This window comes from Allobosea sp. P4_H5 (genome assembly GCF_056400825.1).
Genome location: NZ_JBFUKM010000005.1, coordinates 100,300 through 112,499, shown reverse-complemented (window position 1 = coordinate 112,499; position 12,200 = coordinate 100,300). Strand labels below are relative to the sequence as shown.

The 12,200-nt window shown below is 63.6% G+C and carries 16 protein-coding genes; 9 read left to right on the top strand and 7 right to left on the bottom strand.

The annotated features are described in order from the left end of the window. Positions 1-19: 19 nt before the first annotated feature. Positions 20-241, bottom strand: coding sequence for a hypothetical protein (locus AC1DS0_RS11795; RefSeq protein ID WP_476814537.1), 222 nt, complete (start codon positions 239-241; stop codon positions 20-22). 126 nt (positions 242-367) lie between these two features. Here AC1DS0_RS11795 and AC1DS0_RS11790 point away from each other — a divergent pair, with 126 nt between their 5' ends. The 6 genes from AC1DS0_RS11790 to AC1DS0_RS11765 all read left to right on the top strand — a co-directional run bounded on the left by AC1DS0_RS11790 (position 368) and on the right by AC1DS0_RS11765 (position 2,670). After that, positions 368-1,219 carry a glycoside hydrolase family 108 protein gene (locus AC1DS0_RS11790; protein ID WP_476814536.1) on the top strand — a complete coding sequence of 284 codons (852 nt, stop codon included), beginning with the start codon at positions 368-370 and terminating at the stop codon, positions 1,217-1,219. Further along, positions 1,216-1,461, top strand: coding sequence for a hypothetical protein (locus tag AC1DS0_RS11785; protein WP_476814535.1), 246 nt, complete (start codon positions 1,216-1,218; stop codon positions 1,459-1,461). The genes AC1DS0_RS11790 and AC1DS0_RS11785 overlap by 4 nt, the downstream gene beginning before the upstream one ends. Continuing rightward, positions 1,454-1,582: a hypothetical protein gene (locus AC1DS0_RS11780; RefSeq protein ID WP_476814534.1), complete on the top strand. Its 129-nt coding sequence runs from the start codon at positions 1,454-1,456 to the stop codon at positions 1,580-1,582. Before AC1DS0_RS11785 ends, AC1DS0_RS11780 begins: the two co-directional genes overlap by 8 nt. Further along, positions 1,579-2,046, top strand: a complete 468-nt coding sequence (locus AC1DS0_RS11775) for a hypothetical protein (RefSeq protein WP_476814533.1) — start codon at positions 1,579-1,581, stop codon at positions 2,044-2,046. The genes AC1DS0_RS11780 and AC1DS0_RS11775 overlap by 4 nt, the downstream gene beginning before the upstream one ends. Further along, positions 2,024-2,416: a hypothetical protein gene (locus AC1DS0_RS11770; RefSeq protein ID WP_476814532.1), complete on the top strand. Its 393-nt coding sequence runs from the start codon at positions 2,024-2,026 to the stop codon at positions 2,414-2,416. The genes AC1DS0_RS11775 and AC1DS0_RS11770 overlap by 23 nt, the downstream gene beginning before the upstream one ends. A gap of 62 nt (positions 2,417-2,478) precedes the next feature. Further along, positions 2,479-2,670: a hypothetical protein gene (locus AC1DS0_RS11765; RefSeq protein WP_476814531.1), complete on the top strand. Its 192-nt coding sequence runs from the start codon at positions 2,479-2,481 to the stop codon at positions 2,668-2,670. An 89-nt stretch (positions 2,671-2,759) separates the two neighbouring features. On the opposite strand, the gene AC1DS0_RS11760 is transcribed toward AC1DS0_RS11765, so the two are convergent. From AC1DS0_RS11760 to AC1DS0_RS11745, 4 genes are all read right to left on the bottom strand, one after another. Continuing rightward, positions 2,760-3,107 (bottom strand): hypothetical protein, encoded by a 348-nt coding sequence (locus tag AC1DS0_RS11760; protein ID WP_476814530.1) that lies wholly within the window; start codon positions 3,105-3,107, stop codon positions 2,760-2,762. A 247-nt stretch (positions 3,108-3,354) separates the two neighbouring features. Continuing rightward, positions 3,355-3,612, bottom strand: a complete 258-nt coding sequence (locus tag AC1DS0_RS11755) for a DUF7696 family protein (RefSeq protein WP_476814529.1) — start codon at positions 3,610-3,612, stop codon at positions 3,355-3,357. A 62-nt stretch (positions 3,613-3,674) separates the two neighbouring features. Then, entirely contained in the window at positions 3,675-4,061 is a 387-nt protein-coding gene (locus AC1DS0_RS11750; RefSeq protein WP_476814528.1) for a hypothetical protein, read from the bottom strand. Continuing rightward, positions 4,058-4,366 carry a hypothetical protein gene (locus AC1DS0_RS11745; RefSeq protein ID WP_476814527.1) on the bottom strand — a complete coding sequence of 103 codons (309 nt, stop codon included), beginning with the start codon at positions 4,364-4,366 and terminating at the stop codon, positions 4,058-4,060. The genes AC1DS0_RS11750 and AC1DS0_RS11745 overlap by 4 nt, the downstream gene beginning before the upstream one ends. Before the next feature lie 76 nt (positions 4,367-4,442). On the opposite strand from AC1DS0_RS11745, the gene AC1DS0_RS11740 reads away from it, so the two are divergent. The 3 genes from AC1DS0_RS11740 to AC1DS0_RS11730 are packed head-to-tail and all read left to right on the top strand — an operon-like array spanning position 4,443 to position 5,761. Beyond that, complete coding sequence (locus AC1DS0_RS11740) at positions 4,443-4,670, top strand: hypothetical protein (RefSeq protein ID WP_476814526.1); 228 nt, start codon at positions 4,443-4,445, stop codon at positions 4,668-4,670. A gap of 16 nt (positions 4,671-4,686) precedes the next feature. Further along, positions 4,687-5,061, top strand: a complete 375-nt coding sequence (locus AC1DS0_RS11735) for a hypothetical protein (RefSeq protein WP_476814525.1) — start codon at positions 4,687-4,689, stop codon at positions 5,059-5,061. Continuing rightward, entirely contained in the window at positions 5,054-5,761 is a 708-nt protein-coding gene (locus AC1DS0_RS11730; RefSeq protein ID WP_476814524.1) for an SOS response-associated peptidase, read from the top strand. The genes AC1DS0_RS11735 and AC1DS0_RS11730 overlap by 8 nt, the downstream gene beginning before the upstream one ends. A gap of 515 nt (positions 5,762-6,276) precedes the next feature. Here AC1DS0_RS11730 and AC1DS0_RS11725 read toward each other — a convergent pair. Next, the gene (locus AC1DS0_RS11725; protein WP_476814523.1) at positions 6,277-7,878 is read right to left on the bottom strand and encodes a hypothetical protein; all 1,602 of its coding nucleotides are present in this window, start codon (positions 7,876-7,878) and stop codon (positions 6,277-6,279) included. A 114-nt stretch (positions 7,879-7,992) separates the two neighbouring features. Further along, on the bottom strand, positions 7,993-11,982 hold the full coding sequence (locus AC1DS0_RS11720) for a hypothetical protein (RefSeq protein WP_476814522.1): 3,990 nt from the start codon (positions 11,980-11,982) through the stop codon (positions 7,993-7,995). Between the last annotated feature and the right edge of the window lie 218 nt (positions 11,983-12,200).

Sequence of the window (12,200 nt, the reverse complement as noted above, 5' to 3'; positions counted from 1 at the left end):
AAGCCTAGCCGGTTTGCCGTCAGATCGATACGGCGCCGAAGACTCGCAGGATGCCGAGAAACAAGGCGGCGGCGCCAAAGGTTTGTAGCAAAACCCACGCATATCCGACGATAGCGAGTGCGGTTGAAATAATGGCGAGGATGAGCGCCGGCCAGAATCGTCCAGTCGCCATCCAAACGCCAAGCATGGTGCAGGCGAAGTTCATTGCCCTGGCAAGCCAATGCCGCAAATCGTCGTCCATGCCGCCTCGATCTACTGCCTAGGTTAATCAGGCGCCCTTTCTACACGCAAAAGATGCGCACGCAATGCGCGACTGAAAGTCGCGCACTCGCCATCTGCGCACAATTCTCTAATCCGGAGCAATCTCATGACTGCGCAGAACTACGCGCGGGCGCTGTCGCGCGTCCTCGTCCATGAAGGCGGCTACGCCGATCACCCCAAGGACCCGGGCGGCGCCACCATGAAGGGCGTGACGCAGGGCGTCTATGACGCCTATCGCAAGCGCCGCGGCGAGGCCAAGCGCTCGGTTCGCCAGATCACCGAGGCCGAGCTGCAGGCGGTCTATCGCCGGCAGTATTGGGATGTCGTCAAGGGCGACAGCCTGCCGGAGGGTGTCGACTATGCCGTCTTTGACGGTGCCGTGAACTCCGGCCCGTCGCAGGCGGTGAAGTGGCTTCAGCGGGCGCTCGGCTCGGTCAAGGTCGACGGCGTGATCGGCGAAGCGACGCTGGCGGCGGTCGAGGCCTATCCCGATCATGACCGGCTCATCGCTCTGATGCTCGGCCGGCGGCTCGCCTTCCTGCATGCGCTGAGGACCTGGTCGACCTTCGGGCGCGGCTGGAGCGGCCGCGTGGCGCAGGTCAAGCAGATCGGACAGGCCTGGGCGACCGGCTCGGTCGGGCCCGATCCTGTCTTCGCCGCCGGCGGCAACGCCAGGGCGTCGATCGACCAGGCCAAGCCGCTCCCGGCCAAGGCGGCAGCCGATGCGACCACCGGCGCGGGCATCGGCTCCGGCGGTCTTGCCGGCCTGCTCGACCAGGCCCGCCAGCAGCTCGACCCGCTGGCGGCGAGCTCGCAGCTGATCGGCAACGTGGTTGCGGCGCTGGTCATCACCGGCGTGCTGCTCACCGCCGGCGGCTTCGCCTATCGCTGGTGGGCCGCGCGCAAGGGCAAGGCACTCGCCGATGCGCTCGACCTGCCGGAAGGCGTCGCGGCATGAGCGCCCTCTGGGCAGGCGCACGCCTGGTCGCGGGCGCGCTGCCCTGGCAGGCCTGGGCCGCCGTCGCGCTGGTCATCGGCGCCGGCGCCTATGGCTGCCAGGAGTATCGCCGCGGCGAGCGGGCGGCCTCGATCACGCAGGAACGCAAGCAACAGGAGGCAGCCGATGCGGCGCGCAAGGAAGTGGATCGCCTGCACGGTGGCGCTGACCGCAGCCGGGTGCAGCAGTTCGACCGTGACTGACGGCTGCCGGATCTTCGCGCCGATCTACGGCTCGACGCGCGACACGACCGAGACGCGGGCGCAGGTCGACCAGCACAATGCCAAGGGCGTCGGCGCCTGCGGCTGGAGGGCTGGCCGGTGATCATCGTCAGGGTCGCGCGCGGCATCACCGACCATTTCCCGGCGCGGGCCAGCGAATGGGGCTTCGCGGCGCTGCTGATCTGGCTCGGCTCGCTCTTCCTGCAATACCCGGCGCTCTTCGACGTGTCGCTGAGCTATGGCGGGCTTGCGAGCATTGCAGACGAACTCGTCTGGGGCTGGACCTGTATCGTGATCGGCTCGCTCCGGCTCATCGCTCTCGTCGTCAACGGCACGTTCGCCGGCAGCTGGTACGGGCGCTGGTCGCCGCATGTGCGCGGCGCCTGCGCCTTTCTGTCCTGTGGCATCTGGTTCCCGGTCTTCGCCGGCTTCCTCGCAACCGATCGCCCGCTGCTGATCGTCTGCTATGCCGGCGTGGTTCTCGGGCTCGATGCCTACAATATCCGGCGCGTCTGGACGGACGCCGGCCGGGCCGAGAAAGCACATGCCGATGCCGCCGGGCTTTGAATGGATCGCCGCCCTCCCGCCCGGCCTGCAGATGCTGGTCATGCTCGGCGTCGGCATCGGTTTCGTCTTCCTCGGCTGTAGCGGCTATGTCGCCGGCAAGCGCGAGCCTCCCGTCAGCGGCAAGGACGTCGTGCTGCAGGCGGCCAGCATCGCCGACCTGACTGTCGTCAAGGAGATCGCGACCGCCGTCACCCGCCTCGCGCTGGCGCAGGAAAAGGAAGCGGCGGAAACGGGCCGCTGCGCCGACGAACTGGGGACGATCCGCCAGATCCTCGCGGAGGATGCCGAGGACCGCCAGGACTATCGGCAATGGCGCAAGGGGTTCGAAGCGGGCCAGAAGCGCGACCCGCCGCCGCGTCGTCGGACCTAATCGAATTCGGCTCCGCCGATCCGCGCCGGCGGCCTCCGGTATCAATCATCAGGAGTTCTCGAATGACCACGACCGTGATCGTGAAGGCCAACCATGGCTGGCCTGTCGATGTCAGCGCCAAGGACCCGAAGAGCGGCGAAGTCGCATGGACCCAGCGCGTCGAGCCCAACACCGAGCGCAGCTTCGCCGCGCACAGTTCGGCGGACCTGCATGTCCATGAGGTTCAGCCCGACGAGAACAAGCCGGCTGGCTGATCTGCCATTGCCGTCCTTCGGCGGTTCCTCCCAAACGACTTGGCCCCGCCGGTTTGCGCCGGCGGGGCCTTTTTGCGTCGTATTCGGCGTCACATCTTACGAAGGATAGCGCTCAACATGTGCGCCGTGTCGTCGGTCTTCTTCTCATTCGAGACGAGCATGCCGCTCTCCTCGTGAGGCACCACGTAGCGCTTGGTTACAACCACCGAATGATGAACCAGACGCGTGGTCGCGGCTAACGCTTGATCAAAAGCTGCTAGCGCAGCCTCGATTGTCGGGAAGTTGCCGACCAATGTCGTGTTCGGCAACTTGAGCGGTGCGCCGGACTGCATATTCATCCAACGAGACCATCCGTGGGTTTCTGCCTGCCGCAAGAATGGAGTGTGCGGGTCCGGCAGCCGTGACTGCAAATCGTAGCAAACAAGATATCGGTTCATTTTTCGTGCTTTCTATTTTTCACCACGAAAAATGGTTGACAAAAAAACTGTGATGCCCATTTACAGAGCCTGCAGATTATACACAGCCTTCGTGGCCACCCTTCGTGGTCGCGCTTAAAGCCGGGGCTTCGCCTCGGCTTTGCTTTGCGGGATGCAAAGCCTTGTGGAAGTAGGTACCCCTTTCGGCTTACGCAAGGGGAGCGTTAACGATTTATTCACGAAATGTTCTAGTTGGCCCGGCGCTGGGTTACCCGGCCTGCCTGTATCGCTCGATCTCGCTGACGAGCTGTGCCACCGCGGCGTCGCCGCGATGCTGCTTGATGCCCCTCGCACTCTCGTCCTGGGCGCCTTGTACGCCGTAGAGCATCGCCTTTAGCTTGTCCGGCTTCAGCCCAGCGAGATAGGCGATTTCGCACTCATCCTTCCACTCCTCCGACCGGGTCGAGACCTCACGTCCGGCGAGGCGGGAATAGGCCATGGGTGGGTTGTCGGGCGGGTACTGCATCGGCTGGGCTCCTTAGATTGAGCCTCTACCGGCAGGGAGCGGTGAGTCGCCAGCCGCGGCCTTCAGTATTTTCGCCCTGCTTCAGCGCGCGCGCTGACCATCGCCATGTGCTCACAGTGGTGCTGCCAGCCTTCGGCGCCGCTATACTCTCGGCACCGTTCGAAGCCCTTGCGAAACGCTGCCATCGCCAGTTCCCGCGTTTCCGCAGACCCCTCTTGGATCGGCAATCCGTTGCCGAAGCGGCCGTCATGCAGGTGCACAACCCACTGCCAGACCGGGAGGCTGTCTGAGCGGCCTTGGTGGAGCGCAATCGAGCCGACGTAGACGCCGTCACAATCCACCGCCCAAATGCGGTCGCGCTCCTTCGCGTCGTGATGGCCTGGGCAGCTCCGCCGTAGCCGCAGCTCGATCACTGGGCGCGCGGGTTTGGCGCCGGCGTCATTGATCACTGCTGCGGCTGGCTCGGGCGCAGCGTCTCCTCGATCAGCATGGTGAACTGCTCGACGGCACGCTCGCGAATCTCCGCCTCGCCGATATCGTTGACGGCGCGTTTCTCGCGGGCCTCCTTGAGGAGCATTTCGGCGATCATCCCAGCGGCTCTCCGGGTCAGGGCTGCTCCGTCGAGATCCTCGCTTGTGATCGTCACGCTGACCAGCTGAACCGTTCGGGCGAACCCCTGCATGACGTGCTGCATCAGGTGAAGCAGGTCCACCAGCTGTGACTTGTGCATGTCCGCCAATTCCGTCGTGTCCATCTGGCCTCTCCCTCGATGGCTTGACTCCGTCGCCGTTGGTACGTTCTACTTATGTTCTCGTTCGAGGGCAAGAACGATGTCAGCGCTGCCGGCCGACCAGCGGGTCGAAGACACGTCCATTGATGCGGAAATCACGGGCATGGTCGCCATATTGTTGGAGGAGCACGGGTCGGAAGCGGCGGCGCTGCGCGCCCTGGCACATGACTTCCTCGTCCTCCTCGACGATGCCGATCGGTCGGTTTCGCGCGGCTTCCTGCGCGGGCTGTTCTCGGAGGGAGCTCGGCCGCTTCCGAGCGATGACTAGGCGTGAGCGCCGGCCGGTGACGCTGGCAACGACGATCGGGCACTATCCCTGGGTGGCGCTGCACCTGCGCTGTCACTACTGCGCGCGGGAGGCCAAGGTTCGCCTGGCGGTTCTGGCCATCGAGTACGGCTTGAGCGCGCCGCTTGGCCGTGTGCTCCGCACCTTCGTTTCGGAGTGCCCATATGACCCGCTCAATCCGAGCTGGAAGCCCCGGAAGTATGGTCGCAAATGCGGCGCCTATTGCCCCGATGTGATGAGCCCTCGACCTCCCGATCTTCCGCCCAGTCTATCCGGCTTGACCTTGATCGAAGGCGGCAAGGCGGACATGCTCCCGGCCGAGCCGAGCGAGCCAGGTCGCCGCCGGCGTGTCGGCGAGGGCGATGATGTGTAATCTCTACAGCCACACCCGGAACGTCGAGGCGATGCGCAAGCTATTCGCCCCGTTCAACGACGGCGGCCCGAACCTCGCCAACCTGCCGCCGCAGCCCGGCATTTTTCCCGACTATCAAGCGCCGATCATCCGCAATGAGGATGGCGAGGCGCGCCTGGCGCTGACGCGCTGGGGCATGCCGTCGCCGGTCTTCGCGCTCGAGGGCAAGAAAACGGACCCGGGCGTGACGAACGTCCGCAACACCAAGAGCCCGCACTGGCGCCGCTGGCTCGGCGTCGAGAGCCGGTGCCTGGTGCCGTTCACGTCGTTCAGCGAGTTCAACAAGGCCGAGGGCGGCGATATCTGGTTCGCCTTCGGCGAGGAGCGCCCGACGGCCTTCTTCGCCGGCATCTGGACGCCGCAATGGAAGAGCGTGCGCAAGGTCAAGGAAGGCGAGGTTCACGCGGACCTGTTCGCCTTCCTGACGACGGATCCGAATGCCGAGGTCAAGGCGATCCATCCAAAGGCCATGCCGGTGATCCTGACGACGCCGGAGGAATGCGCCGGCTGGATGACGGCGCCATGGGATCAGGCGGCCTCGCTGCAGCGCCCGCTGCCGGACGGATCGCTGCACATCGTGGCGCGCGGTGCGAAGAAGGATGGGCCGGCGGATATGCTCGCCGCCCTGGCCGAAAAGTCGACGCAGGCGACGCTGCTCTGATGGCCGATGACGGCCGTTGTGATAGCCGGGTATAATACCGGATATAATCGAATCTTGCGGTGAAAATTATTTCATTCTATCAATAAGATAGAACTATCTATGTGACAGACGCCCTGTCCGCCAGCTAGTCTTCAGACCCCAGCTCTCAGCGCAGCCCCTCTCGAAATATCCGGTATTTCCGCGCCTTGAAGGCGCCGCGCCGTTCTCTGTTTCGCGCTGACCGAGAAAATTTGGACACCTTGAAGGGCCGATTCTCCGCTGGGTCTCCCGCTACTGCGGTTCCGCGCGACAACCGCAGTGGCCAATTTTCTGTCGGGAGTTGGCCCCTTGCCGACATCTGGGGCGTCTGCTTCGGGACCGTTCAATCTCGCGACTAATCGGGTTTGGATTCCAGTCTCTTCGATCCAGCCAGGGACGACTGCTGTATGGCGCTTCAGGAGTTCGGCGACTTGTCATCTTGATGGCGACTGGCATCAGTTCTCGATCGCCACCATCGATACGTATCTGACCTCGGCTCACTCCGCCCCTGGTTCCTCAGAACCGCCATTCACGATATCTGTGAGCTCCCTCGCCACGACGAGGCCCGCTCCGTGCATGTCACCCAGATCCTTCAAGAACGGCTCGTACTCGCTCGAAACCATCAGTTCGATGCTTCGGAAATCGACCTGCGTGCAGGCGAACGCAGCAGGATTGCCAGTCGAGCGTTCGAATACGACGTCCGCAGTCCAGACCATCAATCCTTCCCTAAACCGCAGGTGGTCGACGTACACCCCATTCATCGACGAAGGCGTGGAAGGCGGGAGCTCGCCGTTGACCGTGAAACCGAGGGTGACGTCAGCCTCGCCGGTCATGATCGCGTACGCTGATGCGATGCGATCTTCTTGCGACGTCAACAACTCCATGCTCAAGGTCGGCTGTTCCGTCGTTCCCGCCTTCGTAACGAGCCCGTCGAGCCTACCGGCCACCGTGAGCCAATGCGTGAGACTCCGGACATCGAGTCCGGCTGCGCCCGGTAATTCCTGACGAATTCGAGGATGACGTGGATTCCGAGGTCGAATTTCCAGGATTGCTCCCTTGGTCCCGAGAGCGGTGAGAAGCAACAGATGGTTTCGCCAGCTTCCCACTGTCATCAGAGGGCTTTCGGAAATGATCACGCCTGTCTGAAACTTCATCTTTCCGCCGCGAAACTCAATTTCCAATTGATCCGCGGAGATCAGCATCCCGAATTCGACGCCGGCAACCTTGGGGGTGGTATAGACTGATGCCTTCACCGTCGCCGGCTCGGAGTATCGATCCCGTCTGACGATCACGTCGCATGTATCGATGGGAACCGGCTTGATATGGATCCGAGTACCCGGTTCGAATTCCTGGAGCGCCAGCTTCACGCCGAAACGAGTCTCGAACATCCGCAGATCGTCGGCGATGGCCGGGGTGCGGCCGAGCCAAACGTTAAAGAGGTCTCCGCGATCGCCGACCGAGAAACAGACGTTCATCTCCATTGCCAACGGCTCGTAACCGAGCGTCTTGATCTCGGTGAGTTTGGCCGCTTCGTAGGCGGCCTGGTTGCCGACCGTCGACTGGAGTGCCGATCGAAAGGCATCCCCGTTGAACGCGATCGGCACGCCGACTTTGCTCGCGTACATGTAGTGATAGGCGCGGTTCACGGCGAAGCGATTTGCCGCCTGCTCCGTCCTGAGGGCTTGCAACACCCCGGCAAGGACCTCGCCGCGGAGAGGGATGAGAAAGGCTCCGCTGGGCTCCCGCCGCTCGTCGACCTTGATGACGAAGACGAAGGAGGGGCGGGGGTCCTTGGCGAGTCGCTCCAGGGACGACAGCCTGAAACGAATGCGGTCATTGCGATGCCACATCGTCTTCTGCTGGAAAATGCAAGAGATGGGGTTCGGCCGCTTGTCTAAATCGCCGTCCCGCAACGGATCCATAGGGAACTCGACGATGAAATCCCAACCGCTCCTGTCCCGCGTCGCCTTGTTGCAAAACAAGCCGGCCTTCTCGCAGAGCGCGGCGAAGAGGCTTTCCCCATAGGCGCCAAGCTGGTCGGAATCGAGATCGATGTCCGGCTCCTCAGCCTCGGTCGTTACCTGTTCGATTTCCGCCATCCGCGCGCTCCGATCCGATTGTGCCCATACGACCGATTCGTCGCATGGGTTGTCGCCTCGCCTCCAAAATCGTGTTCGAAGCGGCGACAGCCGACGACCGGGGGGCCGGGGCCCTCATTCGCCCGCTATGCTCGTCAAGAGCGCATCCCAACCGTGCTGGAACTGAAACCCCACCGCCGGGGCCGCTTCGAGAATGAAGGCAGCCGAACCGGACAAGGATTGCCCGGTCATTCGCGCGAGCCTCGTCCGTAACGCCGGAACGGCGCCTGCCGGGTCCCGTAGTAGAAACGTCTGCTGGTTGATGACCAAACTCCAGCCATCGATCATTCGCCGATTAAGCAACGGTGCGAGAATGGCTTTGGCCGGCGATGTGGCGACCTGTCGGACAAGCAGCATGTCGCGATAGAGGCGCAGATTCGGATCCTCGAGGATGGCTCGCTCCGGCAGCGAGATGGCGTAAGCCGAGACGAAGGCGATCGGATGATGTGGTTCCGGCTTCGCCTCGCCGAACAGGATCCTCACGACAGTCGGGAAATCTCCGCCGAGCTCGAAAGCGCTTTCGCTCAATTCCGATAGGGACGTCCGGATTTCGTCGTCCGGGGATTTGCCGCTCGCCAGCGTCCGATGCAGCACCACGTCGAGAAGCCCCGAGTATGCGGCATCGTCCGCCATGGCGTCCGGGCCAAGCGGTGTCGCGCCGGATTCTTGGAAATCGAACGGCGGAACGCGTTTCGGTCCGATGCCTCCGCCGGCGTCCTGGATCGCGCGTTGAACGCCGACGAGGGCAAAGCGGCAGCGAATGGCGCTTGCGAGATCGCCGGCGATCAACGCATTTCGATATCTGGCTTCGATCAACATGATCTCCGCTCCGGCAAGAACGGGACCTGCCAGCTTGGCCCAGGACCGTCGCTCCAATCCGAGATAGATCCCCGACTGCGCCTCCAAGGCAGCTAGTAGTCTCCAGACGTCCGGCAAAGAACTGAGAACGGCTCCCACGAGTGCCTCCTCATCCGACTCGAGCACCGAGGCGTCGCCGGGGAAAAAGGACTGCCGCGGACGGAGGTCCTCGAAACGATCGCCCAGGAATAGGTTGATCAGAGCGCGTGCATACTGATGCGTGCGCTCGGCTTGCCTCGACCCAGCGGCATCGAGGGCTTCGATGGCGTCCAGAGCATCGGCTGTCTCAGCGAGAGCGTCGGCAGTCCGATCCGCCCGCCAGAGCACTAGGGCTCGCTCGATTTTGAAGGCGGCGAACCAAGCCGGTCTGCTTGACATTTGCGACTGCTGCTCCGCCGCCTTACCCCACAGGCGCAGGGCGTCCTCGTACCGTTCGGCCTTGGCGGCGCTTACCGCTCCGTCCCGAAGCGCCAAGGCTCGCCCGAACGGCGATTCGGCCCCGACCACGTCCTCGATCTCCAACAGGAGTTTTGCCGCGGCGGCGTGGTCGCCGGCATGACCCAGAACCTTGGATTTCTGGCGCAGCAAGCCGACCTGGTTTCCGTACCGTCCGATGGCGTCGTCGAGGACGGCGATGGCCCGATCCCGGTCGCCGAGACCCTCGTCGAGAATGATCGCCTGGGCGCAGACGACTTCTGCCTCGATGTCGAGGCGCTCCCAAAGCCCGACGATCTCCGCGATCTTCCAATAATCCGCCAGGGCCGCGGCCATGTCGCCGCCGTCGAGCTGCACGCGGGTCCAGCCGCTATGCACCAGCACGTCGTTACCTTCGTATATGGCGCTGGCCGCATCGAGGAAGCGATTGCGCTCCGCCGGCGGCAATGACCCCAGTGTTTCCATCAACTCGACGGCATCGGCAGAGCCTCGGATCCGCCGCATGATAGTCGAGAAGAACAAGGCGTCGGCAGCGTCGACTTTGCCGCGCAGCTTCGGCGGCAGAAGATCGTCTGCGCCGGGTTCCGTCTCCAGCTTCACGGCAAGAAGGGAGACGCGCAGCAGAATCGTCAGCCGGATACGCTCCGCGATGGTGACCCCGGCAAAGTCCGCTCTCAGGACCGCCATCGCTGCCGGCACCGTCATTGCTATCGAGAGTTCGCTAGAATCGGCCCCGAGCGCATCGATCTCTTCGAAAAGGCGCCCCGCGATACGTCCTGCGGCCTTCTCGTCCTGGATGGCATTGGCGGTCTCGAACTGAAGCAACCGCAGTTGTGCTGCCACGGCCGGATTCGACCGCAGCAGGGATTGATCCGTCTTGAAGGCCGCGAATGGCGAGAGCAGCGCGGCCGCACCCTGAAGTTTCTCCGGCGGCATCGTCGCCAAGGTCGTGCAGAGCACCATCAAGATATACGGATGGTCGCCGAGGTATGCGTTCCAGAAGCAGAGCGGCAGCGTTCGGGCATCCAGCCTTCGACCCTTCATCCATCGTTCCGCCGCTACACGACGCCATTGGTTGGCTTCGGCTGGTGGGACCTCTCCCACCATATCGGTCAGTAGCGGCGACAGCCGATAGTCGCGTCCCGGCAGGCCTTCCAGCCATGTGCCTCGCAGCACCGCCAGCGCGTCTCCTGCGTTCGGGAGGGCGGGGGCCGCTTGCGCCAGCGCTCGAACCAGATCCTCGTCGACACGATCGAAGACGCATCCGATCCTGCGGAGGAGTTGCCCAGCTTCGAGCGACCTCGTCTGATCGAGTGCCCTCAAGTCCTTCATGAGGGATCGCCGCGCGTCGTCGCGCGAGATCCGAAGCGCCTCGCTGGTGTTGCTCATGAGGTCCTCGACCAGCGCCTCCCTCGGCCAGCCTCGGGCTCGCAGGCTGGCTATCTTGGCCGCTGCCAGCAGCGGATGGCCGCCCCCGGTGGACATGCGGATCATGGTCGCCCAGGCACGAACCATCTCCGGCTCCGGTGGATCGGAGAGCCGTACGAGTTCCTCGACGTCTTCCTCGGAGAAGTACGGCGCCTGGACCATCGCGTCGGGCAAGGCACCGCACTCAGCGAGCAAGGCCGGTGATGGCTGATGGTGGGAGGTCACGATCACTCTCGCCCCCCTCGAAGCCGATATTAGGCAGAGAGCGATCAGCCGGGAACGGAGACCGCGCGCCGCTTCGTCGTCGAAGTCGTCGACGATGATACCGTCCAGAGGACCGGAGCGGGCGATCGAGCTCACGAGCTCCCGCCAGGCGGCCACCGAACCGCTTGGCTCCTTCTGGACGGGTCGGAGATCGAGCGCGAGCCAGCGCCCCTGGCGCCGCTTCGCCAGCAATCGGGCGAACGTCGACTTTCCGACGCCGTTCGTCCCGTGGATCCAGATGAGCGGCGAGGCGGCTAGGCCTCGGGCGGCGGTCTCGATGGCCGAGGTTCGCAAAGCGACGCCGGGCACGTCAAATTCCGGCTCGGTCACGAGAACGCCGGGGACGCTCTCCGATGGGGGAGGCACATGCCCGTGGCCGGCCAGAAATGCAGGTCCTGCCACGCTCTCCAGCGCTAGAGCCAAATCCATTGCCGTAAGCCGGCGATCGGAGGCCGCCGGCTTGGCCGCCGTTTCGAACGCCAGATCCACCAGGGCCTTTACTGCAGACTTCGCGGCGCTCAGCGGCCATCCGCGTTGGTGGAAATTCTCCCTAACCTGCATTTCGAGGTCTTGCGCAAGCTCCACCTCGGACCGCGAGGCAAGTTGCCATTGAACCCGTCGCAGTAACCTGCCGCGCAATTCGCCGTCGCTCGGTTCGGTTGCAAGCCACCGACCGAGTTCTGTTCCTCGCATGATGTCGCAGAGCGTGGTCCGCAATGGACCTGTATCCGCCTCCAATGAAGCTGCGCCCCAATAAACAAGACCCGGTGAGTCGCCCGGGAACAAGTGATCGCGTTCACGCGAGGCCCCGCCGCGGGCCAGGAAGATCAGATGGCGATCGAGATCGCCGCCTGCACTCGTGACCCAGTAACGATCGAGCGCCCCGCGAACTTCGCTGGATTGAAGACTGTATGGCCGGGGTCCATCCGACGCCTGGGAGTTCTTGACCTGGACGTTGGTCGCGCTCGCTCCAGCGGCAATCGAGTAGTCCTCCTCGATCTCCAATAAGAGTTCCTCGCCATCGCGAATGGCGAGCAGTGCGGCCACCGAGTGCAGAAGCTGATAGCGAAAGCCCGCCATGACATGGGCGGCGCTGGAGGTTGCCGACCTCGACCCCTGACTACGATAGGATGGCGCTTTCGAAGACATGGAATCACCCGAACGATCCGTTCTCGCATTCCATTCTATCGATCTCGGGAACTCTATTCGCTTGCCGGCCATATGAAGAATCGTGGTTGCGGGAGATTGTCAAATGTTAGCCAGCCCAGGGCCTGAGCTCGATGCGAGCTTGGAATTCG

Coding starts and splice junctions, on each gene's coding strand:
- AC1DS0_RS11790 (WP_476814536.1), top strand. CDS start 368: ATGACTGCGCAGAACTACGCGCGGGCGCTGTCGCGCGTCCTCGTCCAT.
- AC1DS0_RS11725 (WP_476814523.1), bottom strand. CDS start 7,878: ATGGCGGAAATCGAACAGGTAACGACCGAGGCTGAGGAGCCGGACATC.
- AC1DS0_RS11770 (WP_476814532.1), top strand. CDS start 2,024: ATGCCGATGCCGCCGGGCTTTGAATGGATCGCCGCCCTCCCGCCCGGC.
- AC1DS0_RS11740 (WP_476814526.1), top strand. CDS start 4,443: ATGTCAGCGCTGCCGGCCGACCAGCGGGTCGAAGACACGTCCATTGAT.
- AC1DS0_RS11760 (WP_476814530.1), bottom strand. CDS start 3,107: ATGAACCGATATCTTGTTTGCTACGATTTGCAGTCACGGCTGCCGGAC.
- AC1DS0_RS11745 (WP_476814527.1), bottom strand. CDS start 4,366: ATGGACACGACGGAATTGGCGGACATGCACAAGTCACAGCTGGTGGAC.
- AC1DS0_RS11795 (WP_476814537.1), bottom strand. CDS start 241: ATGGACGACGATTTGCGGCATTGGCTTGCCAGGGCAATGAACTTCGCC.
- AC1DS0_RS11755 (WP_476814529.1), bottom strand. CDS start 3,612: ATGCAGTACCCGCCCGACAACCCACCCATGGCCTATTCCCGCCTCGCC.
- AC1DS0_RS11765 (WP_476814531.1), top strand. CDS start 2,479: ATGACCACGACCGTGATCGTGAAGGCCAACCATGGCTGGCCTGTCGAT.
- AC1DS0_RS11720 (WP_476814522.1), bottom strand. CDS start 11,982: ATGGCGGGCTTTCGCTATCAGCTTCTGCACTCGGTGGCCGCACTGCTC.
- AC1DS0_RS11785 (WP_476814535.1), top strand. CDS start 1,216: ATGAGCGCCCTCTGGGCAGGCGCACGCCTGGTCGCGGGCGCGCTGCCC.
- AC1DS0_RS11730 (WP_476814524.1), top strand. CDS start 5,054: ATGTGTAATCTCTACAGCCACACCCGGAACGTCGAGGCGATGCGCAAG.